The sequence below is a fragment of the Actinoplanes sp. ATCC 53533 genome (assembly GCF_003947245.1).
In genome coordinates this window covers 1-25,322 of sequence record NZ_QHHV01000025.1, presented here as the reverse complement: position 1 = coordinate 25,322, position 25,322 = coordinate 1, and the positions used below count along the sequence as shown (strand labels likewise).

Annotated in this window: 20 protein-coding genes and 2 pseudogenes; 13 read left to right on the top strand and 9 right to left on the bottom strand. The window is 72.1% G+C overall.

Annotation, left to right across the window (positions count from 1 at the left end):
• The first annotated feature begins 5 nt into the window (after nucleotides 1–5).
• Both DMB66_RS09645 and DMB66_RS09640 read left to right on the top strand, forming a co-directional pair.
• A complete protein-coding gene (locus DMB66_RS09645; RefSeq protein ID WP_125803688.1) occupies nucleotides 6–857 on the top strand; it encodes a class II fructose-bisphosphate aldolase in 852 nt (283 codons plus the stop codon).
• Nucleotides 858–2,099: a Gfo/Idh/MocA family protein gene (locus tag DMB66_RS09640; protein WP_125803687.1), complete on the top strand. Its 1,242-nt coding sequence runs from the start codon at nucleotides 858–860 to the stop codon at nucleotides 2,097–2,099. It abuts the gene before it with no gap.
• 20 nt (nucleotides 2,100–2,119) lie between these two features.
• Here the strand turns inward: DMB66_RS09640 and DMB66_RS09635 are convergent, their stop codons facing one another.
• Nucleotides 2,120–2,848, bottom strand: a complete 729-nt coding sequence (locus DMB66_RS09635; RefSeq protein WP_125803686.1) for a TetR/AcrR family transcriptional regulator — start codon at nucleotides 2,846–2,848, stop codon at nucleotides 2,120–2,122.
• Nucleotides 2,849–2,940: 92 nt separating this feature from the next.
• Here DMB66_RS09635 and DMB66_RS09630 point away from each other — a divergent pair, with 92 nt between their 5' ends.
• Together DMB66_RS09630 and DMB66_RS09625 are read left to right on the top strand one after the other, a co-directional pair.
• The gene (locus DMB66_RS09630; protein WP_305025138.1) at nucleotides 2,941–3,897 is read left to right on the top strand and encodes an ATP-binding cassette domain-containing protein; all 957 of its coding nucleotides are present in this window, start codon (nucleotides 2,941–2,943) and stop codon (nucleotides 3,895–3,897) included.
• A gap of 1 nt (nucleotide 3,898) precedes the next feature.
• A complete protein-coding gene (locus DMB66_RS09625; RefSeq protein ID WP_233624424.1) occupies nucleotides 3,899–4,663 on the top strand; it encodes an ABC transporter permease in 765 nt (254 codons plus the stop codon).
• Here the strand turns inward: DMB66_RS09625 and DMB66_RS09620 are convergent.
• Nucleotides 4,658–5,338 carry a TetR/AcrR family transcriptional regulator gene (locus tag DMB66_RS09620; RefSeq protein ID WP_199752177.1) on the bottom strand — a complete coding sequence of 227 codons (681 nt, stop codon included), beginning with the start codon at nucleotides 5,336–5,338 and terminating at the stop codon, nucleotides 4,658–4,660. The genes DMB66_RS09625 and DMB66_RS09620 overlap by 6 nt on opposite strands.
• 59 nt (nucleotides 5,339–5,397) lie before the next feature.
• Here DMB66_RS09620 and DMB66_RS09615 point away from each other — a divergent pair, with 59 nt between their 5' ends.
• The 5 genes from DMB66_RS09615 (at nucleotide 5,398) to DMB66_RS09595 (ending at nucleotide 9,336) form a co-directional block, all read left to right on the top strand.
• On the top strand, nucleotides 5,398–6,879 hold the full coding sequence (locus DMB66_RS09615) for an FAD-dependent monooxygenase (RefSeq protein ID WP_125803684.1): 1,482 nt from the start codon (nucleotides 5,398–5,400) through the stop codon (nucleotides 6,877–6,879).
• Nucleotides 6,880–7,008: 129 nt separating this feature from the next.
• Nucleotides 7,009–7,854, top strand: coding sequence for an SMP-30/gluconolactonase/LRE family protein (locus DMB66_RS09610; RefSeq protein ID WP_199752190.1), 846 nt, complete (start codon nucleotides 7,009–7,011; stop codon nucleotides 7,852–7,854).
• A 188-nt stretch (nucleotides 7,855–8,042) separates the two neighbouring features.
• Entirely contained in the window at nucleotides 8,043–8,474 is a 432-nt protein-coding gene (locus tag DMB66_RS09605; RefSeq protein WP_199752175.1) for a helix-turn-helix transcriptional regulator, read from the top strand.
• Nucleotides 8,471–8,824 (top strand): hypothetical protein, encoded by a 354-nt coding sequence (locus DMB66_RS09600; RefSeq protein ID WP_125803682.1) that lies wholly within the window; start codon nucleotides 8,471–8,473, stop codon nucleotides 8,822–8,824. Before DMB66_RS09605 ends, DMB66_RS09600 begins: the two co-directional genes overlap by 4 nt.
• A gap of 38 nt (nucleotides 8,825–8,862) precedes the next feature.
• Nucleotides 8,863–9,336, top strand: a complete 474-nt coding sequence (locus DMB66_RS09595; protein WP_125803681.1) for an SRPBCC family protein — start codon at nucleotides 8,863–8,865, stop codon at nucleotides 9,334–9,336.
• 39 nt (nucleotides 9,337–9,375) lie between these two features.
• On the opposite strand, the gene DMB66_RS09590 is transcribed toward DMB66_RS09595, so the two are convergent.
• The gene (locus DMB66_RS09590) at nucleotides 9,376–10,380 is read right to left on the bottom strand and encodes an NADP-dependent oxidoreductase (protein WP_125803680.1); all 1,005 of its coding nucleotides are present in this window, start codon (nucleotides 10,378–10,380) and stop codon (nucleotides 9,376–9,378) included.
• Between the two features lie 387 nt (nucleotides 10,381–10,767).
• The gene (locus tag DMB66_RS09575; RefSeq protein ID WP_199752173.1) at nucleotides 10,768–11,226 is read right to left on the bottom strand and encodes a hypothetical protein; all 459 of its coding nucleotides are present in this window, start codon (nucleotides 11,224–11,226) and stop codon (nucleotides 10,768–10,770) included.
• Between the two features lie 40 nt (nucleotides 11,227–11,266).
• Between DMB66_RS09575 and DMB66_RS09570 the strand changes: the two genes are divergently transcribed.
• Complete coding sequence (locus DMB66_RS09570) at nucleotides 11,267–12,484, top strand: PP2C family protein-serine/threonine phosphatase (protein ID WP_125803679.1); 1,218 nt, start codon at nucleotides 11,267–11,269, stop codon at nucleotides 12,482–12,484.
• 75 nt (nucleotides 12,485–12,559) lie between these two features.
• On the opposite strand, the gene DMB66_RS09565 is transcribed toward DMB66_RS09570, so the two are convergent.
• The gene (locus DMB66_RS09565) at nucleotides 12,560–14,821 is read right to left on the bottom strand and encodes a catalase (RefSeq protein WP_125803678.1); all 2,262 of its coding nucleotides are present in this window, start codon (nucleotides 14,819–14,821) and stop codon (nucleotides 12,560–12,562) included.
• Nucleotides 14,822–14,974: 153 nt separating this feature from the next.
• Between DMB66_RS09565 and DMB66_RS09560 the strand changes: the two genes are divergently transcribed.
• A complete protein-coding gene (locus DMB66_RS09560; protein WP_158647185.1) occupies nucleotides 14,975–15,826 on the top strand; it encodes a hypothetical protein in 852 nt (283 codons plus the stop codon).
• 4 nt (nucleotides 15,827–15,830) lie between these two features.
• Here DMB66_RS09560 and DMB66_RS09555 read toward each other — a convergent pair.
• The 4 genes and pseudogenes from DMB66_RS09555 to DMB66_RS09540 form a co-directional block, all read right to left on the bottom strand.
• Nucleotides 15,831–16,514 (bottom strand): annotated as a pseudogene (locus DMB66_RS09555) (alpha/beta hydrolase fold domain-containing protein); the annotation flags it as partial.
• 233 nt (nucleotides 16,515–16,747) lie between these two features.
• Nucleotides 16,748–17,737, bottom strand: a complete 990-nt coding sequence (locus DMB66_RS09550) for a DUF1152 domain-containing protein (protein ID WP_233624423.1) — start codon at nucleotides 17,735–17,737, stop codon at nucleotides 16,748–16,750.
• A 51-nt stretch (nucleotides 17,738–17,788) separates the two neighbouring features.
• The gene (locus DMB66_RS09545; protein ID WP_233624422.1) at nucleotides 17,789–21,658 is read right to left on the bottom strand and encodes an ATP-binding protein; all 3,870 of its coding nucleotides are present in this window, start codon (nucleotides 21,656–21,658) and stop codon (nucleotides 17,789–17,791) included.
• Nucleotides 21,659–22,073: 415 nt separating this feature from the next.
• A pseudogene (locus DMB66_RS09540) lies at nucleotides 22,074–23,402 on the bottom strand (AAA family ATPase); the annotation flags it as partial.
• A gap of 82 nt (nucleotides 23,403–23,484) precedes the next feature.
• Between DMB66_RS09540 and DMB66_RS09535 the strand changes: the two are divergent.
• On the top strand, nucleotides 23,485–23,919 hold the full coding sequence (locus tag DMB66_RS09535) for a PPOX class F420-dependent oxidoreductase (protein ID WP_233624421.1): 435 nt from the start codon (nucleotides 23,485–23,487) through the stop codon (nucleotides 23,917–23,919).
• Between the two features lie 1,051 nt (nucleotides 23,920–24,970).
• Nucleotides 24,971–25,322: hypothetical protein (locus DMB66_RS09530; RefSeq protein ID WP_199752171.1), on the top strand; the 352-nt coding region annotated here is incomplete at its 3' end.

The following is a 25,322-nucleotide window of genomic DNA, read 5'->3' as shown; positions in this document are numbered from 1 at the left end:
TCACCTTGTTCACACCCACCGGCGAGATCGTCGCGCGGGCCCGGTCCGCCGGCGGCGGCGCGGGCGCGTTCAACGTCATCACCGTCGAGCACGCCGAGGCGATCGTGACCGGCGCCGAGCGGGCCGGCCTGCCCGTGATCCTGCAGATCAGCGAGAACGCCGTCCGCTTCCACCACGGCCGGCTCGGCCCGATCGCGGCCGCCGCCCGCGCGATCGCCGAGGCCGCCGACGTGCCGGTCGGCCTGCACCTGGATCATGTGGAGAGCGACGACCTCTTCGATCAGGCCGCGGCCCACGGCTTCGGCTCCGTCATGTACGACGCGTCGAAGCTCAGCTACGCCGCGAACGTCGGGGCCACGGCGGCTGCCGTGCGGCGCGGCCACGCCCGGGGGCTCTGGGTCGAGAGCGAGCTGGGTGAGGTCGGCGGCAAGGACGGCGCGCACGCACCCGGTGCCCGTACCGATCCCGTCGAGGCCGCCGCCTACGTGGCGGCCACCGGCGTCGACGCACTCGCCGTCGCGGTCGGCTCCTCGCACGCGATGCACAGCCGCACGGCGCGCCTCGACCATGAGCTCATCGCCCGGCTGCGCGCGGCGGTGCCGGTGCCGTTGGTGCTGCACGGCTCCTCCGGCGTACCGGATGACGAACTGATCGCGGCGGTCCGCGGTGGAATGGTGAAGGTGAACATCGGCACGGCGCTGAACAGCGCCTTCACCGGCGCGGTCCGCGAGACCCTGGACGGCGACGCCACCCTGGTCGACCCGCGCGCATACCTGGCCTCGGCCCGCACGGCGATGGCCGCGACGGTCGCCGGCGCGCTGCGCCTGCTCGCCGCCACGACCACGGCGGCGCGCTAGATGGTCACCCTCGCCCTGGTCGGTGCCGGGCTGCGCGGCCAGACGTACGCCCGGCACGCGGTCGCCACCGGGCGGGGGCGGGTGGTGGCCGTCGCCGAGCCCGACGCGCATCGCCGCGAGAGCGCCGCGGCCGAGTTCGGGATCCCCGCCGGCCGGGTCTACCCGGGCTGGGCCGAACTGGCCGCCGAGGGCCGGCTGGCCGACGCCGCGGTCGTCGCGACCCAGGACCGCATGCACCGGGCGCCCGCCGTGGCGCTGGCCGACCTCGGCTATCACCTGCTGCTGGAGAAGCCGATGGCGCCCACCGAGCCGGAGGCGGCCGCGATCGCCGCCGCGGCGGAGCGCAACGGCGTCATCCTCGCGGTCTGCCACGTGCTCCGGTATACGCCGTACACCAGGCTGGTCAAGGGGCTGTTGGACGAGGGCCGGATCGGCCGGCTGGTCAGCGTCGACCACCTCGAACCGGTCGGCTGGTGGCACCACGCGCACTCGTTCGTCCGCGGCAACTGGAGCCGGCGGAGCGAATCCGGGCCGATGCTGCTGACCAAGTCGTGCCACGACGTCGACTGGCTGGTCCACCTCTTCGGCCGGCCGCCCGAGCGGGTCAGCTCATTCGGCAGCCGCACCCACTTCCGGGCCTCGCAACGCCCGGACGGCGCGACGGACCGCTGCCTGGACTGCCCGCTCGAAGCGACGTGCCCGTACTCGGCGAAGCGCCTCTACCTCGGCGCGCTCGCCGACCCGCGGCGGCGCTTCTGGCCGCTCGGTGCGGTCACCGGGGAGCCCACCGAGCAGGCGGTGCTGCGGGCGCTGCGCACCGGCCCGTACGGCCGCTGCGTCTACGCCGCGGACAACGACGTCGTGGACCACCAGGTGGTCATCATGGAATTCCCGGGCGGCGCGACATGCTCCTTCACGATGAGCGCCTTCACCCCGATGGAGCACCGGCGCACCCGCCTGATGGGCACCCACGGCTACCTCGACGGCGACGGCCGGAAGCTGCGCCACGTCGACTTCCGCACCGGCGAGGAGGCGACCCTGGACGCCGCGGCGGCCGGCGGCCCCTCCGCATCCGACGGTCACGGCGGCGGTGACGGGGGACTGGTGGAGGCGTTCCTGTCCGCGGTCGAGGCCGGCGACCCCACGCTGGTGTCGTCGGACGCGGCGCAGAGCCTGGCGACCCACCGGGTGGTCTGGGCGGCCGAAGAGGCCCGCCTGACCGGCGAGGTCGTCCGCCTCTGAGGGCTGTCGGCCGGGAGCCCTCAGCGCCCTGAGCCGGCCACCAGCCGGTCGATGCCGTCGAGGATCCGTAGCAGGCCGAATGCGAAGTCGGCGTCGGTGTAGTCGGTCGGCTCGTCGAGAATCCCGGACGCGAGGAGCCGGTGGATGGCGGGGTGGCTGTCCTCGGCGGTGACGAGGCGAAGCACCTGCCCGTAGGTGACGGTGGGCGGCGGCTGGTTCCGGGCAGCCCGCAGGAGCTCCGCTGAGAACTGGGCCTCGCCCCGCACGTACCCGTGAATGGTCTGGATCACCGCCAGCTTCTCGTCCTCGCGGAGCCCCGTGGCGGCCAGGTTGGCCAGGCCCGCCTCCATCCAGGAGAGCTGGCGGGGGCCGATGGGTGGGCCGGTGACCGGGAGTCGCGTCAGCCACGGATGGGCCCGATAGTTGGCCTGGATGCCGCGGGCCCACTGCTCCAGGCCGCCGCGCCAGTCTCGCGGGGTGGGCTCGGGCGGCACGTGGTTGGCCGCGTCGCCCATGTGGGTGAGCAGGTCGTCCTTGCTCTTCACATAGCGGTAGACGGCCATCGTGGTGAGGCCGAGCCGCTCGGAGACGCGGCTCATCGAGAGCTGGTCCAGCCCTTCGGCGTCGGCGAGCTCGATCGCGGCCAGCACGACGCTCTCCAGGCTCACGGCCGACTTGGGGCCCCGGCGTGGGCGGTCGCGCTGCTCCCAGAGCAGTCGCAGGTCGGCGGGGAGGTCGGACTCGTCCATGCGGGCCTTTCATTCGGGTACTTGACCCCCATCCTAGATCTGTGTACAACATACACAAGTAAGTGTATCTCATACACAGTTTGGGAGATGCCGTGGAAGTTCTGGCTGAGGGCATCGTGAAGTCGTTCGGCGAGGTGGAGGTGCTGCGCGGGGTCGACCTGCGGATCGCGAAGGGCACCGTGTTCGCGCTGCTCGGCCCGAACGGCGCGGGCAAGACAACGATGGTGCGGATCCTGTCGACGCTGCTGGCCCCCGACGCGGGGCGAGCGAGCGTCGCCGGCCACGACGTGGTGCGCGAGCCGGCGAAGGTCCGGGCCGCGATCAGCCTCACCGGGCAGTACGCGGCGGTGGACGAGCTGCTCACCGGCGAGGAGAACCTGCTCATGATGGGCCGCCTCGTCCGGCTCGACCGGGCCCGGTCCCGCCGGCGCGCGGCCGGGTTGCTGGCGCAGTTCGACCTGGTGGGGGCGGAGAAGCGCCGGGTCAGGACGTACTCCGGTGGCATGCGCCGCAGGCTCGACCTGGCCATGGGCCTCGTCGCCACCCCGTCGGTGATCTTTCTCGACGAGCCGACGACCGGTCTCGACCCGCGCAGCCGGCAGACCACCTGGGAGATGGTGCGCCGGCTCGTCGCGGACGGGGTGACGGTCGTGCTCACCACGCAGTACCTGGAGGAGGCCGACCAGCTCGCCGACCGGATCGCGCTCATCGACCACGGCGCGGTGATCGCCGAGGGCACGCCGGAGGAGCTGAAGTGGCGGCTGGCCGGTGAGCGGGTCGAGCTGCTGCTCGCCGATGACGAGCAGTTCACCCGGGCGGTGCGCCTCCTCGGCGCCGGCGTCGAATCCGACGACCGGGCACGGTACAGCGTCAGCGTCGCCACCGACGGCAGCGCCGACCAGGTGCGTGAACTGCTCGACCGGGTGGCCCGCGAGGGCATCCAGGTCCGCCGGATCTCCCTGCACCGGCCCACCCTCGACGACGTCTTCCTGGCCCTGACCTCGCCGTCGGCGAAGGCCCTGTCCTCGTCCGCCCGGAAAGGGGCCTGACGTGCGGTACGCGATCGACGACTCGCTGACCATGATCGGGCGCAGCCTCCGGCACGCCACCCGGGCCCTGGACTCGCTGCTGCTCGGCGTGCTGCTGCCGGTGTTCCTGCTGCTGCTCTTCGTCCACGTCTTCGGTGGTGCGATCGCCACCGGCACCGCGTACGTCAACTATGTGGTGCCCGGGATCGTCCTGCTGTGCGCGGGCTACGGCGCGGCGGGCACCGCGGTCAGCGTCGCCAGCGACATGGTGACCGGCGTCATCGACCGCTTCCGGTCGCTGCCGATCCTCAGCTCGGCGGTGCTCACCGGGCACGTGGTGGCCAGCCTGGCGCGCAATCTCTTTTCCACGCTGCTGGTGGTCTGCGTCGCCCTCGCGAGCGGCTTCCGCCCGTCGGCCGGCCCGCTGGAGTGGCTGGCCGCCTTCGGGGTGCTGACACTGTTCATCATCGCGATGTCCTGGCTGTCGGTGTGCTTCGGGCTGGTGGCCGGCAGCGTCGAGGGGGCGAGCTCGTTCGGCTTCTTCATCCTGTTCCTGCCGTACCTCAGCAGCGCCTTCGTGCCGGTGGACACGATGCCCGGGGCGCTGCGACTCTTCGCCGAGCACCAGCCGATCACCCCGGTCATCGAGACCCTGCGCGGGCTGCTGCTGGGCGGTGCTGTCGGCGACAGCGCCTGGCTGGCGATCGCCTGGTTCACCGGCCTGCTGGTGCTCTCGTACGCGACCGCGACAGCCCTCTTCAACCGCCGTGCCGGTGCGTCGTCATAGCTGGTCCATTCCCGGTGCCTCCTGCGTGGCGGGCGGGAATGGCCGCGCCGGCTGTTGACCGCCGATGGCCGCGTACGCGAATGAGGTGAGGGTTTCGATCGCCTCGTCGTCGTCGAGCGGGCGGCCCAGGTCGGGGCCCGCGCCCGACTGCCAGGTCGCCGCGAACGTCGACAACAGCTGGGTGAACGCCGTTGCCACCACCAGCGGATCGCCCGGCAGCGGCAAGCCCGCGTCGCGGGCGTGGATCAGGTGCTCCGCGATGTGGTGCAGGTCGGGTTCGATCATCGCTCGGCTGCGTTCCGCGAAGCGTTCGTCCACGATGGCTGCCTGCTGCAGGGCCGCCATGATCGGGCGGTGGGCGCGGTGGAAGTTCCAGAAGGCCGCGACGTGCCAGCGGACCGCCTCGCGATCGCTGAAGTCGTCGCTGTGCCCGGTGTCGACCGCGGCCGCGTCGCCCTCGGCCAGCAGGTCGGCGAGCAGCACCTCCAGCAGCGCCTCCTTGCTGGCGAAGTGCTTGTAGAACAAGCCCGTCGCCCGGCCCGCCTCGGTCGTGATGTCGGTGATCTTGGTGTTCAGGTAGCCCAGGCGGGCGAACGCGCGGACCGCTGCGGCTTTGAGCTCGACCTCGGTCTGCGCCGCCTGCTGCCTGCGCACCCCGGTGCCCACCGCCATCATGACCTCCCGTTTCGCCGTCGTGCTTGACGCGAGGCTATCAGCCGACCTACGGTGAATCCATGTTCACTGAATCCGAGTCCACCGAAGTCGCCATCGTCGGCGCCGGCCCCACCGGCCTGACCCTCGCCATCGAGCTTGCCCGGCGCGGCGTGCCGCACCGCCTGCTGGAGCAGTCGCCGGATCCGTTCGACGGCTCCCGGGGCAAGGGTCTGCAGCCGCGCACCCTGGAGGTCCTCGATGACCTCGGCGTGCTCGACGGCTTCCTGGCCAACGGCGCTCTCTATCCACCGATGAAGGTCCACCGCCCGGACGGCCAGGAGCTCGAGTGGCGGCTGGACGATCTGCGCGAGCCGACGCCCGACGTGCCGTACCCGAACGTCTGGATGGTCCCGCAGTGGCGGACCGGCGAGCTGCTCGCCGCCCGGCTGGCCGAGCTCGGCGGCCGTGTCGAGCTGGGCGTCGGCGTGACCGGAGTGACCCAGGACGACACCGGTGTGCACCTCACGCTCAGCACCGGCGAGACCGTCAACGCCCGCTACGTGGTCGGCGCGGACGGTGGCCGCAGCACGATCCGGCGAGCGCTGGGGATCGGCTTCGCCGGCGAGACCCACGAGACGCAGCGGGCGCTGATCGCCGACGTACGCCTGACGGGTCTTGATCGTGCGTCCTGGCATGTCTGGCCCGGCGCCGGGGCCGGGTCCTTCCGCCTCGGCCTGTGCCCGCTGCCCGGCACCGAGGACTTCCAGCTCACCGCCCAGCTCACCGACGACGACCCGGCGCCGACACTGGAATCCCTGCAGGCGTTGCTGCCCGCCGGAATCACGCTCACGCGGCTCGGCTGGAGCTCGCGATTCCGGGCCAACATCCGGATGGTCGACCGCTACCGGGTCGGCGCCGTCTTCCTGGCCGGCGATGCCGCGCACGTGCACTCCCCGGCCGGCGGCCAGGGTCTCAACACGGGCATCCAGGACGCCTACAACCTGGGCTGGAAGCTCGCGACCGGCGACGACGCGCTGCTCGACACCTACGAGGCCGAGCGCCTCCCCGTCGCGGCCGGCGTGCTCGGTATCAGCACGAAGCTGCACAACCGCCACGTCGACGGTGCCGAGGACGCGATGCGCCGCGACGACCCGATCCTGCGTCAGCTCTCCCTGGGCTACCGTGACGGCCCGCTCGCCGAGGACCGCCGTCCCCGCCCGGGCCTGGTCCGGGCCGGCGACCGCGCGCCCGACGCGCCGTGCGGCCCGGTCCGGATCTTCGACGTGCTGCGCGGCCCGCACCCGACCCTGCTGGCCTTCGACGCCCCGGAGATCACCTTCCCGGGCCTTCGAGTGGCGCACATCGCCGCGCCGGGCACATCCCCGGCGCCGGGCACGATCGTCGACGCGGAGGGTCACGCCCATCGCGCCTACGACATCACAAACCCAACCCTGCTTCTGGTACGCCCGGACAACTACATCGGCTGCGCGGCGCCCGCCACCGACCCGGCCGCCATCGACGCCTACCTGAACCGCATCGCCCCGCCGAGAATCCCGGCCTGAGCCTGATGGCAAAATCGTCAACGGGTCGCAGCTCGGTCAACGCATTCGGGAGTGAGAGACGTGAATCAGGTCAAGACCGAGTTCGTGGTGCTGGACGAGCGGTTCGCCGGCTGCGCCGGCGACGAGTGGATGCGGCGACTGCACACCGGGTGCCGCTGGACCGAGGGCCCAGCCTACTTCCCGGCCGGACGGTACCTCGTGTTCAGCGACATCCCGAACGATCGCACCCTGCGCTGGGACGAGACGACCGGCCAGGTCGGCGTGTTCCGGCAGCCTTCCGGCTATGCCAACGGGCACACCCGGGACCGGGCGGGCCGGCTGATCAGCTGCGAGCAGGGCAACCGCCGGATCACCCGCACCGAGCCGGACGGCACGGTGACCGTGCTCGCCGAACGCTATCGCGGTCGCCGGCTCAACAGCCCCAACGACGTCATCGAACGGTCCGACGGGTCGATCTGGTTCACCGACCCGAGTTACGGCATCGACAGCGACTACGAGGGTTACCGCGCCGAAAGCGAGATCGGCGCCTGCCACGTCTACCGGGTCGACCCGGCGGACGGGGAGGTCCGGATCGTCGCCGACGATTTCGAACGGCCCAACGGGCTCGCGTTCTCCGCTGACGAGAGCCGGCTCTACATCGCGGACACGCGGCAGAATCCCAGCCATATCAGGGTGTTCGACGTGGCCGACGACGGTGCGCTCAGCGGCGGCGAGGTGTTCGGCACCTGCGACAGCGGTGGGTTCGACGGGATCAGGGTGGACACGGCCGGACGGGTCTGGGCGGCCGCCCACGACGGCCTGCACTGCTTCGCACCCGACGGCACCCGCATCGGCAAGCTCCGGGTGCCCGAGATCTGCTCGAACCTGACCTTCGGCGGACCGCGTCGCAACGAGCTCTTCATCACCGCGTCGAGTTCGGTCTACTCCCTGCGCGTCAACTTCAACGGCGCCGAGCGGAGCGCGCCGAACGGGTAGCCGACAGCGGTCACCCGTCGGGTTCGAGGCGGGCTGTTCCCGCGGCGCTGGAGTGTCCGGCCCGCCGTCGGGGTCGACGCGGCCGAACGCGAGCGTGCCGATTTCGCTGGCCCGGATGCCGGCCTCGAGGTACAGCGCGCAGAGCAGCGCGTCGGGCACAACGTATTCGCGAAAGAGATAATCGGTAGGTGATCACGCTGCGCATGCCGCTCGTCGCGGCCGAGCATGTCAGCTTCGAGTTGTCTCCTCTCGCTGAGGCTGTGCACTCCTGGCACGTGCTGGTCACGCCGGGGCATCACGCCCTGCAACTGCCCTGGGTGCGCGGCTGCCGGCCCAGCTCGCACGCCCGCCGGCAGGAGCCCACCGAGCTGCTGGGCGGCCTGCGGGCGCTGGGTGCTCAACCCCGGCTGGAGATCGTCCGGCTGTTCGGCGCGCAACCACGCAGCACCCAGGAGCTCTCCGGCCTGCTCGGGCTCTCGGGCGCCGCCGTCTCCCGGCACCTCAGGCAGCTGCTCGACGCCGGGCTGGTTCGCACCCGCCGCGAGGGCTACTACGTCCTGTACGAGGTCGTCGCGCACCGCCTGGTCGCGCTGGGCCAGGCGATCCGGGGGCTGGGTTGACCGGGGGCGTTCACCGGGCCGGCGAGGTGTGGCAACTGCGGCGGGGCGACGAGGTGCTGGGCGACATCACGATCACCGACGCGGACTTTCCTTGGCTGAGCGGTCGTTTCGCGCCGCGGTCGGGGTTCGCCGCGGTCGCACCGTTGTTCGCCGAGGAACTGGCGCGATCGCGGGCGACCGAGGATGACGACAGCGCGGCGGCCGTCCAGGCCTGGGAGACGGCGTACGAGCGCATCGCCACCACCCTGACGCTGGTGGCCCCGTCCGGCCCGGCCGCCGAGTTTCTCCTGCACATCGACGGGAGTGAGGCGTGGTTCCGCTGGAGCGACGAGCCGTTCATCGACGAGTGACCCGGGCACCCGGGCACCCGGCGTCATACGCTGACGGGGTGTATTCGACGCAGATCTCTCGACACATCAATGCCCCGCGAAGCACCATCTACCGGGCCCTGCTCGACGCGGATGCGATCGCGAAGTGGCGGGTGCCCACCGGCATGAGTAGCCGCGTGCATGAGTTCGACGCTCGCGAGGGCGGTTCGTTCCGGGTCTCCCTCGTCTACGACGCTCCCGACGGCACCGGCAAGTCAGCGGCATCCACCGACACCTATCACGGCAGGTTCCTCAGGCTCGTGCCGGACGAGCAGGTGGTCGAGGTGCTGGAGTTCGAGACCGCGGATCCGGCGCTGCGCGGCGTGATGACGATGACCACCACGCTCGCCGCCGCCGGGGCCGGCACCGACGTCACGATCCTGCACGAGGGCATTCCCGACGTGATCCCCGCTGCCGACAACGAGGCCGGCACCAGCATGGCATTGGCCAACCTCGCCCGGCTCGTTCAGGCGGACGACGCCTCCGACGGCTGAGGCTCGGACCGCACCAGGCCCGCGGGCGCGCTCAGCCGGTCACTTCATCCGGATGACGACCTTGCCGGCCTTGGCATGCCCCTGCTCGACGTGCGCCAGGGCTTCGCGGGTCGACGCGAAGTCGAAGACCCGGTCCACGACCGGCCGGATGACTCCGGCGTCGATGAGGGCGGTGACTTCGCGCAGCTGGTCGCCGCTGGCCTTCATGAACAGGAACGAGTAGGTCACGTTCCGGCGGCGCGCACGCCGCCGGATGCGGAAGCTCAGCGCGGCCATGGCCAGCCGGATGACGGGATTGGCGCCGATCTCCCTGGCGAAGGTCGGATCGGGCGGCCCGGAGACGCTGATGACCTTTCCGCCCGGCTTCAGCACCCGCAGCGACTTGTCGAGGGTCGTACCACCGACGGTGTCGAGGACGACGTCGTAGTCGTGCAGGATCGTCTCGAACGCCTGGTTCCGGTAGTCGATGACGACATCCGCGCCCAGGCTCCGCACCAGGTCGATCTTCGGCGCGCTCGCGGTCGCGGCCACGGTGGCGCCCAGATGCTTCGCCAGCTGGATGGCGATGGTGCCGACGCCGCCGGCGCCGGCGTGGATGAGGACTTTCTGGCCGGGCTGCACGCTGGCGTGCTCGACCAGCGCCTGCCAGGCGGTCAGGCCGACCAGGGGGATGGAGGCGGCCTCCGCCATGGTGAGGGTGGCCGGTTTGGGCGCCAGGTCGTCCTGGTGGACCGCGATGAGTTCCGCGAACGCGCCGATCCGGTTCTGGGCCGGGCGCGTGTAGACCTCGTCGCCGACCGCGAACTGGGTGACCAGGGCCCCGGTCGCCACGACCCGGCCGGCGAGGTCGTTGCCGAGGACGAACGGCGCCCGGTACGGCAGGATCGCCTTGAGCGCCCCGTCGCGCGTCTTGAGGTCGAGGGGGTTGACGCTCGCCGCGTGAATCCCGACGAGGACGTCATAGTCGCCCACCTGCGGATCCGGCACATCGCTGGCGCGTACGGTGTCGGCGTCCCCGTAGCGCTCGACCACAAATGCCCTCATCGTGCTCTCCGTTCTCGTTGGCGGTCAGGCTTGCGCTGACCGGCCGGCCCGGCGGGGGAGCGAGCTGGGTCTCGATCGGCCGGTGGAGGCCGGCGCGAACGGCGTGGGTGAGATCGTCGGCCAGGACCTCCACGTCCCCATCCTCGACGCCGTCGAGGACCTGCCGGACCACATCGGCGGGATTCGACTTCGGTGACGGCCACGCCGACGCCCATATCGGCTTCGAGGGCAAGGCCTTCAGGAAATTAAATTATAGTCGTACTCTGAATGGGGTGCGGGATGCGGGCCGTCAGCTGGCCCGGTGGGTGAGGGGGCATGCGGTGCGGTACAGCAAGGAGCGCAAGCGGGAGATGCGGCAGCGGATCATCGAGGCCGCCGGCCGCCGGTTCAAGACCGACGGGCGTTCTCGATGCCGTGCGCGAGGACCTCGTCGGAGAGCTTCGGGTCGGACAGGGCGCGGGCCAGCTGCAGCGTTCCCGCCACCATCGTGAAGATCCCAACCGCCTTCCCGTACGCCGATCGCGGATCGCCCGGAGCCAGGCGGGTGGCTATCTCGTCCAGGATGGACCGGGTGCCCCCGGTGTAGGCGTCCTTGGTCGCGGTCGCGCAGCGGCCGATCTCGTCGAGCAGGGCGGCGGAGGGGCATCCGTCGGCGGGGCTGTCCCGATGCTCGGGCGACAGGTATTCCAGCAGGAACGCCTCCAGGCCCGCCCGTCCGGGCGGCAGGGCCGCTGCCCCGCACCCGTACCGACTATAGCCTGACGTATGTAATATGACGATCGGCGACGATGACGGTACTGCCGGGTCGAGGACTCCCTGGGGGTCCGAGTGGCGCTGACTGTGCACGTTGGGCACTAGGGTGAAGATCGTGGAGCACGCCGGGCGGATGAGCGATGACGAGCGGCTGCGCCGCCTCGAAGCCGTCACCGACGCCACGCTGTCCCGCCTCGAGGTCTCCGACATGCTCGACGAGTTGCTCGACCGCGTCCGCGACCTGCTGAACGCCGACACGGCCGCGATTCTCACGCTCGACGACCTCTCCCGCGAGCTGGTCGCCACCGCCGCCAGGGGCCTCGAGGAGGAAGTGCGGCAGGGAGTCCGGATACCGCTGGGCGAGGGGTTCGCCGGACGGATAGCCAAGTCCCGTCAGCCGCTGTTGCTGCCCACGGTGACGCCGGACGACGTGGTCAACCCCATCCTGATCGAGAAGGGCATCCGATCGCTGCTCGGGGTGCCGGTCTTCGCCGGCGGCGACGTCACCGGGGTGTTGCACGTCGGCACGCTCACCCCGCGGCAGTTCACCACCGACGATGTCGGCCTGCTGCAGCTGGCGGCCGACCGCGCCGGGATGGCCGGGCAGATCCGTTCCCGCAAGGTCGAGCAGGACGCCGCGCTGGCCCTGCAGCGCAGCCTGCTGCCCGCCACGCTGCCGACTCTGCCCGGCCTCACGATGGCCGCCCGCTACGTGCCGGGTCACGAGTTCGGGGTCGGCGGCGACTGGTACGACGTGTTCGCGCTCCCGTCGGGCTGGGTCGGGGTGGTCATCGGTGACGTCTCCGGCCACGGTCTCGCCTCCGCCGTGGTGATGGGCCGGGTGCGCAGCGCGCTGCGCGCCTACAGCTTGATCACCGACGATCCCGGGGAGGCGCTGACCCTGCTCGACCGCAAGGTGGGCCACTTCGAGGCGGGCAGCCTCACCACCGCCCTCTACGCGATGATCTCGCCCGACCGCACCACGCTGACGGTCTCGTCGGCCGGGCACCTGCTGCCCGTCCTGGCCGTGCCGAACAGGCCCGCGACGCTGCTCGACGTTCCGGTCGACGCTCCGCTCGGCGTGGGACGCCTGACCGGCCGCCGGCGCACGACGGCGGCGGCGTTTCCGCCGGGCGCCGTGCTGCTGTGCTACACCGACGGCCTCGTCGAGCGCCGCGACGAGATCATCGACGTCGGCATCAAGGCGCTGGTCGGCGTCGTCGAGCCGGACGACCCGGAGAGCGTGTGCGGTGCCGTCATGTCCCGCGTGGGCCTGCACCAGCCCACCGACGACATCGCCATCCTGGCGGTGCGCCGCGACGGCGAGCCTTCGCCGGCCGTGGCCGGCTGACAGCCCCGAAACCCGGCGGACCAGCCGCACGCTGCCGACCGCGCGCGGCTGGTCCGCCGGGTTTCGATCGGCCCGTCAGGCGGCGGAAGTGGGGAACCGCTGCCAGACCCGGTGGGTGGCGAGAAGCTGCCGCACGGTGTCGAACGCGCCCGGGCCGGAATCGGCGGTGACCACTCCGGGCGTGCCCGCTACACCGGCCCGCTGGAGCACGGCGTCGCCGGCGCCCCAGGCGCCGATCGCCTTGGCATGCCGCCACGCCTCGTCGACCATCAGCAGCACGCGCGGGTCCACGGTGGCCGGCGAGCCCGCGCCGGCCTTGGCGTCCCGGGCCGGCCCCGCGTCCGGCGCGGGTGCCGGCGCCGCGCCGACCAGCAGCGCGTCGAACTCGACGGAGCGGGCGGTGGCGAACGTCCGCTGCACGGTCAGGTCGCCCACCGTGCCGCCGTGCGGCGCGACGATCAGCGGCACCATGCCGGCGGCGAACACCGCCTCGCGCACCAGGGCCGCCCCATCGAGGCCGTCCTCGTCGCCGACCACGATGCCGATGATCCGGCCGTCGGCCGGCCACTCCGCGCCGACCTGGGACAGGGCCGGGCTGGGGGCGACCTCGCCGATCGGGAGCGTCGGCTCCGGCGCGGGCAGGCCCAGCGCGGCCGCGACCCGCTCGCATAGCACCGGGTCGATGTTCGCGAGGCAGCGCAGTTGCCGTTCCTTGATCGCCTCCTCGTAGCACTTGCCGAGCTCGAAGGCGTACGCGCCGACGATGTGCTCCCGCTCGACCGGCGACATGCTGCGCCAGAACAGGCGGACCTGGCTGTAGTGATCGGCGAAGGAGACCGGGCTCTCCCTGATCTTGGGTGCCGCCGTCACCCGTACCGGGATGTCCACGAATGCGTTCTCGGCGTCGCCGGCCGGGAACGGGTTGCCGCCGTCGAGCGAGTTCGGCCGGTACGGCGCCACTCCGGCGTGCACGGCATCCTGGTGGAAACCGTCGCGCAGCATGTCGTTGACCGGCGCGTGCGGCCGGTTGACCGGGATCTGCGAGAAGTTCGGCCCGCCGAGGCGGGTGAGCTGGGTGTCGACGTAGGAGAAGAGGCGCCCCTGCAGCAGCGGGTCGTTGGTCACGTCGATGCCCGGCGGCAGGTGCCCGAGATGGAAGGCGACCTGTTCGACCTCGGCGAAGAAGTTGGTCGGCACCCGGTTGAGCACGAGCCGGCCGACCGGTTGCACGGCGGCCAGTTCCTCCGGCACGAGCTTGGTGGGGTCGAGCAGGTCGATCCCGGCGAAGGTCTCCTCCGGGGTGTCCGGGAAGACCTGCAGGCCCAGCTCCCACTCGGGAAAGGCGCCGGCCTCGATCGCGTCGTAGAGGTCGCGGCGGTGGAAGTCCGGGTCCATGCCGCTGATCATCTGGGCTTCCTCCCAGGTCAGCGAGTGCACGCCCAGCTTCGGCTTCCAGTGGAACTTGACCAGGGCCGTCTCCCCGGCGTCGTTGATCAGCCGGAAGGTGTGTACGCCGAAGCCCTCCATCGTCCGGTACGAGCGCGGGATGCCCCGGTCGGACATGTTCCAGATGGTGTGGTGCTGCGCCTCGGTGTGCAGCGAGACGAAGTCCCAGAACGTGTCGTGCGCGCTCTGCGCCTGCGGGATCTCCCGGTCCGGGTGCGGCTTCGCGGCGTGGATGATGTCCGGAAACTTGATCGCGTCCTGGATGAAGAACACCGGCATGTTGTTGCCGACCAGGTCGAACGTCCCCTCGTCGGTGTAGAACTTGGTGGCGAAACCGCGGGTGTCCCGCACGGTGTCGGCCGATCCGCGCGACCCGAGCACGGTGGAGAACCGGACGAAGACGGGTGTCACGGCACCCTTCCGGAGGAAGCCCGCCCGGGTGATCTCCGCCGCGGTGCCGTACGCGGTGAACAGCCCGTGTGCGCCGGTGCCCCGGGCGTGCACGACCCGTTCCGGAATCCGCTCGTGGTCGAAGTGGGTGATCTTCTCGCGCAGGTGATGGTCCTGCAGCAGCACCGGGCCACGCGGGCCGGCCTTGAGGGAATGATCGGTGTCGCGCAGCCTCGCCCCCTGCGACGTGGTCAGATAGTCGCCCTGCTGGCCGTTGGCCGTGGGCGGCGCGCCCGTCTCGGTGCCGGTGGCGGTCCGGGTGTCCGGAGTGCCCTGCTCCCGCTTCGGCGGCAGCGGTTCCTGCGGGGCGGTCGGCTCCTCGACGGGCGGTGTGCCGCTGCCGGGCGCGCCGGGCACGGCCGGGCTCAGCGCCTCGGCCACCTTCGCCGCGGCGGTCTCCATCACTTGCTTGACCGCTTTCACGGGCTCGCGCGGGTCCATGGTCCAGCTCCCTCGATCGACGGGTGAGCCGGTCGGATACCCCTGCCAAAGGGGGCCAAACGCCGCGGACGACCGGAACCGGGACTTCGGCGCCGGCGCCGCCCAGGCCCACGGATGCGGGTGGCGCGGGCGGCGCGTGAGAGGATTCGGGCCATGGGAAATCAGCGCCTGGCTGGCAGCATCGATGCGCGGGTCGCCCTCGCACAGGACCGCAAGACCGCCCCCGGGGCGCTCTACGAGCTGGCTTCCGACTCGTCGGCCCTGGTGCGCGCGGCCGTCGCGGCCCGTCCGGATGCGCCGGCGGAGGCGCTGCGACCGCTCGCGCGTGACCGCGATCGCACAGTCCGTGAGGCAGTCGCGAGAAATCCCGCCACCTCCCAGGGAAACCTGCTGCGCCTCGTCGGCGACGCCGACCGGTGGGTGCGCTGGGCGGTCGCGGCCAATCCGGCCTGTGACGCCCGGGTGCGCCACCTGATGGTCAAGGCGCAGGACAAAGAGCTGCGCGGCCTGGCCGCGGAGATGTGGGAACTGGAACCCGACCTGGCGGCGATCCTCGTCGACGACGCCTCTCCGGAGGTCCGGGAGAGGCTCGCCAGCCACACCTACCACCCGGACGTCATCGCGGCCCTGCTGCGGGACCGCACGGTTCGGGTGCGCAAGGGCGTCGCCATCAACAAGCGGACCACCGCCGAGCAGCGGCACCTGCTGGCCCAGGACTCATCGCCCGACGTCCGCTCCGCGCTGGTGCGTGCGGTGCCACTGGAGGAGGCCGACCTGCGGCTCCTGCTGGACGACCGGTCGGTGGAGGTGCGGCGCTCGCTGGCCACCTCCGCCGTCACACCGCAGCACATCCGGCAGGCGCTGGAGAACGACGCCGACGAGACGGTGGCGGAGGACGCGCGCGGCTACCGCGGGCCGCAGGTCACCGGCGAGCCGGCGCCGGCACCGCGCGCCGGCCACCGCCGGACGCTCGGCAAGCGTTTCCCGGGCAAGCCCGCCCGGTAAGGCCTCACGGCCCGCGCAGATGCTCGCGGAAGAAGGGCAGCGCCAGCGCGCCGAAGGTGCCGGCCACCTCGCCGTCGCCGGTGCGCCCGGGGCGATCACCCCACTCATGGGGAGCGCCCTCGATCGGTGCCCACCGGACCTCGACGCCGGCCGCGCCGAGTGCGTCGCGCAACGCCAGGCCCTGGTCGAATGACACCACCTCGTCGCGGGTGCCGTGCGCGAGCAGGACGGGCGGCGCCGCCGGATGCACGTGGCAGACCGGGCTCGCCGCGGCGAGCGCGCCGGCCCCGGCATCCGGGCCCATCAGCCGGGCCACCTCGTTGCCGCTGTCCAGTCGCTCGGGACGCAGATCGGCGGGGCAGGCGCTGAGCGCCACCGCCTGGACCCGGTCCGGACCGGTCGCCGTCAGGGCGGCCACGGCCGCCAGGTGCGCTCCCGCGGAGTGACCCCACACCCCGATCCGGTACGGGTCCGCGCCGTACTCGCCCGCGTGCGCGCGTAGCCAGCGCAGGGCCGCCCGGACGTCGTGCAGCGGCACCGGCCAGTGCGCCTCGTCGCTCAGCCGGTACGTGATGCTGGCGGTGACGAATCCGTGCGTGACCAGCAGCGGATTGAGCCAGGGGTGCATGCCGGCGCCGCGATCGCCCTCGTGCCAGCCGCCGCCGTGCACGAACACCACCAGGGGGAGCCGGCTCCGGTGCGGCGGCCGGCCGCAGGACGTCGAGCAGGAGGCTGCGGGAGCCGTCGACCCGGTAGGTCAGCCCGCCCGTGAACACCGCATCGGCTCCCACGCCGGTAGTCAATCAGAGCGGCCGGGGCCGGCTGGCAGGGGATCGATACGGACCTGCGGGTGGTCGCCGTCGACGGCGAGCCGCTCTTCTGCACCTTCGCCGACCCGCTGCCGGAGTGATCGGCCACGGTTCAGTGCGGGAAGGCGTGCGGGATGCGGGTGGAGATCTCGTCGCGGAACGTCGCGATGCGCCCGATCACCTGACGCCGGCCCCAGGTGTTCTCAATCCGGTCGAGGTAGAGGCATCGGGCGGCGAGCTTGTCGAGGTCGACGGTGAAGTACATCGCCATCAGCGGGTTGACGAACAGCGTGCTGCCGCTGGTGCGCCGGGTGAACTGGACGTCGCCGAAGGCGCCGCTGGTGGCGGCGGCGATCTGGCCGTGGACGATGCTCGGCCGTTCCGGGGTGGCGGCCTGGGCGTCGGCGACGGCGTCGCGGTAGAGCTGCGCTTCCCGGCTGGCGCCGGGGATGGACAACGCGCCGAGGTAGCCGCCGTCGCGGTCGAGCGCGGCGATGTTCTCCAATACCTGTACGTGGTTGACGCCGTCGTGGGCATCGATACCGAAGCCGAGGCAGGTCACCAGCTTCACCGGCACGTCGAGGCCGGCCACGGCGGCGAGGCTGGTGATGTCCTCCACCGGCGTGCCGAGGTTGCTCTCGTCGCCGCGCAGCAGGATGTCGGTGCCGCCGTCGACCAGCACCACCGCGTCGATGGCCAGCTCGTCTATCAGATGCCGGTAGGCGGCCCGGAGCCGTTCGACACCGAGCGGCGGGAAGGCGTACACCGTCGCCGGCAGGTCGTGGGCCGCCAGCCACCGGGCGAGCGTCCGCTCGGGGAAGTACCAGTCCGTGCTGGTCGAATCGGGCGTCACCACCGCGACGTTCTCCGCGGCCCAGCTGTCGCTGTCGAGCAGGACCAGCTCGGAGAAGGACAGGTTGGCCAGGTGCACTCGCACGCCGCTGCGCCACAGCGCCAGGGCCAACGGCAGGCCGGCGTACACATCGAACCCGCCGCCCGCACCGGCGATCAGGACGTTGCGGGCCGGGGCCAGGGCGGCGAACAGCGGCGGGACGGTCAAGGACAACGTGCCGGGTTCCGCGGGCGCGGCAGGGTTCGTCACCGCCCCAATGATCATCGAACGACGGCCGAAACCCAAACCACCATCTCGGGATCAGTACGGCTGATCCGGTGCGTCCGACGCGGCCGCCGGCAGGGTCAGGATGAAGATCGAGCCGTGCGGTACGGCCGGCCGGTACTGGACGTCGCCGCCGTTGGCGCCGGCCAGCTCACGGACGATGTAGAGGCCGAGCCCGGTGCCGGCGACCGTGCCGGCCGTCGAGTCCGCCCGGGCGAACCGGTCGAAGAGGTGCACCCGGAAGTCGGGCGGCACGCCCGCGCCCTCGTCACGGACCTGGATGGCGACGGTACGCCCGGTGCGGTCGGCGATGATCGTGGTCGCGCCGCCGCCGTACTTCTCCGCGTTGCTGATCAGGTTGGTGAGGATGTGGTCGAGGTGCCCCGGCTGCACCACGGCCGCCAGTTCCGGCGGACAGTCCAGGGTCACGCCGGTGACGGCGGTGGCGGCCAGCGCCGCGTGGATGTGGTCGGCGACGCGGACCGGCCGCGGAGTGGCGGTGAGCCGGCCCGCGTCGATGCTGACCAGCGCGAGCACCTCCTGGACGATGACGGCGAGCCGGGAAGCGTTCCGGCCGACCTTGGCGATGAGGTCGTGCACGGGCGCCGGCGCGGTGTCGTCGCCGAGGGCCAGCTCGATGTGCCCGAGGATGATCGCCAGCGGATTGCTGATCTCGTGCCCGAGCATCCCGATCAGGTCGGCCTTGAGCCGGTTGGCGGCCTCCAGCTCGCTGTTGCGGTCGGCCAGTTCGATGGTGGCGGCGTCCCGCGCGACCTCGGCCGCCTTGCGGGAGCTGATGTCCTGGAAGATGCTGACGAGGTGTTCCGGCTGGCCGTCCGCGTGCCGGACGGCCGAGACGGTGACGTGCACGTCGAGCCGGTCACCGTCGGCGCGGAGCAGGACGAGCTCCCGGCTGATGAGCTTGCGCCGGCCGGCGATGACGGCGCTGAGCTCCCGGCGGTGCGCCGCCCGGTCGGCCGGGTCGAACTGGTCGGTGAGCTTCGTCCCGCCGAGGTCACGGGGCGCCGTGCCGGTCATCGTGGCGAAGGCCGGGTTGGCTTCCTCGATCCGGTCGTCCGTGCCGTGGATGACCTGGCCGACGGCGGCGTGTTCGAAGTGGGACCGCAGCCGGCGCTCGCTGTCGGCGAGGCGCTGGTTGGTCGCCGCCAGGTCGGCGGTGCGCAGCTTCACCGTGGTCTCGAGGGAGTCGTAGAGCAGCGCGTTGTCGATCGAGACGGCGAGCTGCCCGGCGATGAGCCGCACGGTCTCCAGGCGGTCGGTGGAGAAGACGTCGCTCTGCCGGCGGTTCTCCAGGATCAGCACGGCACGGGCGATGCTCCGGCAGGGGAGGGGGACCACCAGCAGCGCGCAGGTCTCGAGTCCCGCCAGGTAGGGATCGCGGGCGAAGCGGTCGTCGCGGGTGGCGTCCGCGACGAGGAGCGGCTCGTGGGTGCGCAGCACGTAGCGCACCGCTGACAGTGGCATGAGGCACTCGTCCTCCTCGGCCGTGCCGGCGTCGGCCGGCGCGGGGGCCTCGGGATCGGCCGCCCGGGCCGCGACGTCCGGGTGCCCCGGCCCGGTGCCGGCGAGCGCGGAGACGTACCAGTGGGCCGGCTCCTGGTGGCACAGCGCGACGTGCGCGTCGGTGGCCCCGGTCATCGCGCAGAGCACGGCACCGACCTGGGCCTGGAGTCCCGCCAGGGTGGTCTGCGAGCTGAGCGCCTGCGACGCTCGCAGGATCGCCATGAGGTCCATCCGCCGGGTTCCGCCCGCGGACCCGTCCCCCGGGCCGGCGGTCGCCGTGCCGCGCAGGAAGGCATGCTCGGCCTCCAACCGGGCGACCTTGCTGCCGGCACCCCAGCGGCGGTATCCGTCGCGGGCCTCGGTCAGCAGGTTGCGGCCGGCGTGCGGCAGGCCCTGTTCGAGGTGGAACCGTCCGGCCCGCTCGGCGAGCAGGGCCTGGTGCCAGGGGCGCCGGGCCACCTCGTGCAGGCCGGCGTCGAAGAGCCGGATCGCGGCGGCGAAGTCGCCCAGCGCCCAGGCCTGTTCGGCATCGACGAGGTGGAGCAGATGCCGGAAGTTGCCGGGTGCGTCGGCGGCCCGCCGGGCGAGCCATTGCCGGGTCACGGTCAGCTCGCCGACCAGGCCGGCGTCGCCGCCCGCGGTGCGCAGCCGCCGGGCGAGGCTGAGGCAGCGCAGCAGCCGGGCGAGCGCCGACAGATAGAACCCGCGCATGGCCCGGGCGCCGGCCATCGCCGCGGCGGAGTGCGCGTCCAGCGCCTCGGCGTCGTCGAAGAGCAGCGCGGTGATGCCGCAGTTGACGTGGTACGTCACCGCCGCCGGCTTGTTGGCCGTCACGTCGGCCAGGTAGGCGGCCTCGTCGAGGTCCGGTCCGGGGAACGCTTCCGGCCCGGGCGCCGGCCCGCGCAGGGCACCCAGGAGCCGCTGGTAGCCGACGAGGGTGAGGACGACGTACCGGTTGCCGGTCCGCGCGGCGAAGGCCAGGGCCGGCCGGACCTCGTCGGCGCACACCTCGAGCGATTCCGCGCTGTCGAACAGGATCGCCAGCAGCCGCATGGAGAGCAGGCAGGCCACCTGGACGTCGCCCGCGGCCAGCAGGTCGTCCCGGGTCTGCTGGGCGACCTCGACGATGTCCTCCAGCGGCTCGAACCAGGGCGCGGCCAGGCAGACGTACATGTACCGGGCCAGCGCCGTCTCCGCCTGGTAGCCGTGTTCCTGTCCCACGGCGACGACGTGCCGGGCCAGGAGATATCCGGTGCGGTAGTCGTCCCGTTGGTCGATCGTCACGCAGGCGGCGCATCCCAGCGTGCCGACCACGGGTGCGCACACGCCGTACCGGGTCCAGAGCCGCTGGGCCTGCAGCACCAGCCACGAGTGCAGGAGCGGGTCGAGGAGGTAGGAGGGCGGGAGCAGCCGATTGATCAAGCGGCCGGTCACCACGATGCGCGGGTCGTCCGTCTCGTGGGTCACCTCGCCGGGGAGGGCGCGCTCCGCGTCGTCGGGCGATCCGGGCAGGCGCAGCCCGGTGACCCACCGGTACAGCTCCGCGGTGGCCCGGCTGACGTCCGCTGCCAGGTCCCGGGGGAGGGTGACGTCGAGCCGTCGCAGCACCTCCAGCCCCAGGTCGACGGCGGCCTGCGCCCTGCCCCGCTGGGTGAGACTGTTGATCTGGGTGCAGGTCGCGGTCGCGAGGGTGATCAGGCCGGGGCGGCGGCCGGCGAGCTCCCGGTAGACCTCGTCGGTCTCGTCGAGGCGCCCGAGGCAATGCAGCACGACGTGCAGGTCCACGGTGACCGCGTCGAGGGCCGGCGGGTCCGTGCCGTCCGCCGCCAGCAGCGCAGCGGCGGCGGCGAGGAACTCCTCGGCCGCGCCGTAGTTGGTCAGGCCGGCGGCGTTTCGCCCGGCGGCGTGCAGCAGCGCCGCCGCGGTCCGGCGCTCCCGCGGCTCCTCGAGCAGGCCGACGACCGCGAGGTACTGCTCGGCCGCCTGGTGGTGGCTCTCCACGCGCCCGGCGAGCCGGCGGGCCATGGTCAGCCGGAGCCGGTCACGCTCGCCGGTGTCCAGGCTCTGCCGGGCGGCCTGCTGGACGAGGTCGTGCCGGAAGCGGACCGCGCCTTCCGCCGGCCCGGCCCGCTCCGTGGCGATCAGGCCGTCGGCGATCGCGGGCGCCAGGTGGGGGATGAGGTCCGACTCCCGCAGCCCGGCACCGGTGGCGAGCAATGCCGGATGGACGTCACCGCCGAGGCAGGCCAGCGTGGCCAGCAGGCGGCGGGTCACCTCCGCTTGCTGGCCCAGCCGGGCCGCGAGCAGCTGCGGGACGCGCTGGCGGCCGGCAAACGCACGTACCGCCGCCGCGTCCCAGCTCCAGCCATCCTCGGACAGCACCAGCAGTCCGTCCGCCCGCAGCGCGTTGAGCAGCTCGACTGTCTCGTACGGGTTGCCGGTATTGTCTTGGTTTTTTGTGCGGGTTTCTGGCGTTGTCTTGGCCTTCGTGCGGGTTGCTGTCGCTGTCCTGGCCCTCGTATGGGTTGCCGGCACAGCCCTCGCCGAGCAGATCCGCCAGGCCGGACACCGCGGGGGCCGGCATCCGCAGGATCGCGCCGATCAGCTCGGCCGGCCCGGCACCGGCGAGGCCGGCCAGCCGGACGGGCGGGTCGACCGCGCCGTCGCGCTCCCAGCGCGCGACCATCGGTGCCAGCGGATGGTCCTCGCCGACCTCCCGATCCCGGTAGGCGCCGACCAGGAAGAGCCCGGGCACCGGCCCGGAATCCAGGATGGCGTCCAGCACCCGCAAGGAGGAACTGCCCGCCCATTGCAGGTCGTCCAGGACGAACACGACCGGGCGGTGCGCGGCGACGGCCCGCAGCAGAGCGACGACGGCGGCGCTGATCCGTCCCGGCGCGGTCGCCGGGTCGGTGGCCGCGGGCGCCACGGCGGTCCCCAGCAGCACCGCCAGCTCCGGGACGGCGGAGGCGGCCAGCGCGACGTTGGGCCCGAGCGCCGCGGTGAGCCGCTGCCGGTGGCCGGCCACGTCCGGCTCGGGCTCGGCGAGCAGCAGCTGCGCCAGCCGCCGCAGCGCGCGGGTGATCGCGCGGCCGCCCGTGTCGGAGCCGAACTGGTCGTACTTGCCCGTGACGAACCACCCGCCGCGCGCGGTGATGGCGGGTCGCAGCGTGTGCACCAGCGCGGTCTTGCCGATTCCGGGTGGGCCCGTGACGAGCACGGCGGGACCGCCGCCGGCCCGGACCCGGTCCAAGGCGCCGGCCAGCCGGCGTACCTCTCGGTCCCGGCCGACCAGCGCGGCCGGAGCGGACAGGAACGCCGGGAAGTCGCGCAGCCCCGGTCGCCATGGTTCGCCCGGGCCGGCGCCGAACCTGGCCAGGTCGTAGGCCAGGCCCTCGGCGCTCTGGTACCGCCGGTCCGGGTCCTTCTCCAGCAGCCGCATGACGATCTCACCGAAGCGGGACGGCAGCCGCGGATTCAGGTCTGCCGGGAACGCGGGCACGCGGACCAGAGTGTCGCGAATCAGCTCCAGCGGGTCGTCTCCCGAGAAGGGCGGGACCCCGGTCGCCAACGCGTACAGGGTGGCACCCAGGCCGTAGAGGTCGGACCGATGGTCCACCGCGAGCCTGATCCGGCCGGTCTGCTCCGGCGCCAGATAGCCCAGCGTGCCCACCGGTTCCTCCGGCGGCGGCGCGCCGGACCGTGCCGCGCGACCGATCAGCGCGAGGTCGTAGTCGATCAGGACCGCCGGTCCCGAGCCCGCCAGGACCAGATTGGCGGGCGTGATGTCCCGGTGCACGATGCCGGCCCGGTGCGCACCGGCCACCGTGGCCGCCAGGGCCCCGGCGACCTCGATCAGCCGGGGCACTGGCAGCCGGGTGCCGGCCGCTGACCGGCCGTGGTCATCGCGGAGGATCAGGACCTGCCGGGCCTGCCGATCCGCCAGCCCCGGCGCCCCGACGACGCCGGCGAGCCGCCGCAGGGCAGCCCGTTCGTGCTCGATCCGGCGCACCGCGCCGGAGCCGCTGGCGCGCTTGCACACCACACTCCCGGAGCCGTCCGACGCGGGCTGGCGGGAGACGTGCGTCCGCTCGTTGTGGTACAGCACCTCTTCTCCGTTGCCCATACCCCGGAATCTTGCCACTTTTATGGCGATCCTCGCCGTTTCACCCTATATGTCGAGGCAGGCGCACCCGTACTTTTGATCCATGACCGCGTTACCCAAGGAACTCCGCGATCTGATCGCGACCGGCCCGCTGGCCCACCTCGCCACCATCAACGCCGACGGAAGCCCGCAGGTCTCCGTCATCTGGCTCGGACAAGACGGCGACGACCTCGTCAGCGGTCATCTGGCGTGGTACACCAAGCTGCGCAACATCGAACGCGACCCGCGCGTCGTGCTGTCGTTCGACGCTCCCCGGACGCCCGGCGTCGTGATGGCCGAACACGCCATCCTGAAGGCGACGGCCGCCATCGAGCCGAGCGACCAGACCTGGGATCTGCTCAACCGCCTGTGCAAGGTATATGTGGCCCCGGACGCCGAGTTTTCCGGCGCCGAGGAAGCCCGGCCACATCGTCCGCTACCGCATAGACCGAGTCGGCGGTGTCGGCCCGTGGGCCGCCGCCTGAGGAGGTCTGGCTAGATCGTCGGCTGGCGGCCGGATATTGGTCAAGCGAGGGGCCGTGACCAGGGCCGGCCGTTCGGGAGCCACTGAGAGTGTCGCGGCGCCGCTACCGGCTGAGGCGTCGCCGCGCGGCGGACCGGAAGGCTGTCCACCGCTTCGGCGGAGCGACGGCTTGTGGTTCGTCGGCCAGCGAGATTCGGCTTGCCGTGTGGTGCCGTGGCCGTCGGCATGAACGCCTGTCGGGCAGGAGTGCTTCGGGCAGAGGTGCGAATGTCTTTGGGACGTCAGTTCTGATGGAATCCCGCGCTGCGCCTCGCGTGGACGGCAAGCGGAGACTCCGCCAAACGACGGGGACGCGCGGCGGGCATCCGTCGAGCGGCTGCCCGGACACCGCAGCCATTGTCTGCCTGGCCTGCTGTAGGTCCTCGCTCGCCATCCCGCGGATGCCTAGGTCACCGAACGATCGACACCACCGTAGCGGGACAGCATGTGACCGCAGTGGTTCAAGCCGGGCAGCCACAGAGGACGGCGGCATGATTACGTCAGGTTCCACCAGGCTCCATGTGAACGGGTATGGGTCGCGCGCGCCATCCATCACGCACCGCACCCTTGATCACGGTGGACCTCGACGATCCGGTGCGATCATTTGCCTATGAGTCATCCTGCCGCGAGGCGATGCCGCCACGGATGGAAGGTTGGGAATATCGGTTCTGAGTGGGCCTGTCTCCCAGTCGAAATACTCCGTATCCAAGGGTCCAGCGGCAGGGAAACGACGATTCAGGGTGGGATCTGCCGACAATATCGTCGGGGGTTTAGGCGCGGATTCGATATGTTCGTGGGAAACGCCGGGCTCGCCTTCCGTGTGGTGTTCTGGTCGTCGGATGTTTGGTGGCGGGGATTTGCTGCGTAGCGGGGTCGCTGCCGGTCGGGCCGGGCCCGGTCTGGTGTTCGCCGGTCCGGTCCGGGGCGGCGTGGTCTGGCGGGCGGGTGTGGGGTTGGCGACTCCGGCCGTTCCGCGGTCGACGGGTAGGCGCCGTGGGATACCTGCCCCCAGCAAGGGCGGGGGTGGGTGCCGGGCGGCAGCCGTGACTTGATTGTGGCGGGCATGGCTCGGCGATGGCGGGCTGTCCGATCCGCAGCGGGACGCCACTACCGGTCCGACCTGCTCGACTGGTTCGGCTTGCTCGACCGGTCCGGCCTGTTCGACCGGTTCGGCTTGTTCGGCCGGTTCGGCTTGCTCGACCGGTCCGGCCTGTTCGACCGGCTCGGCCTGTTCGGCTTGCTCGACCGGTCCGGCCTGTTCGACCGGTTCGGCTTGCTCGGCCTGTTCGGCTTGCTCGACCTGCTCGACCGGCCCGGCTTGCTCGGCCTGTTCGGCTTGCTCGGCCTGTTCGGCTTGCCCGGCTGGCCCGGCTTGCTCG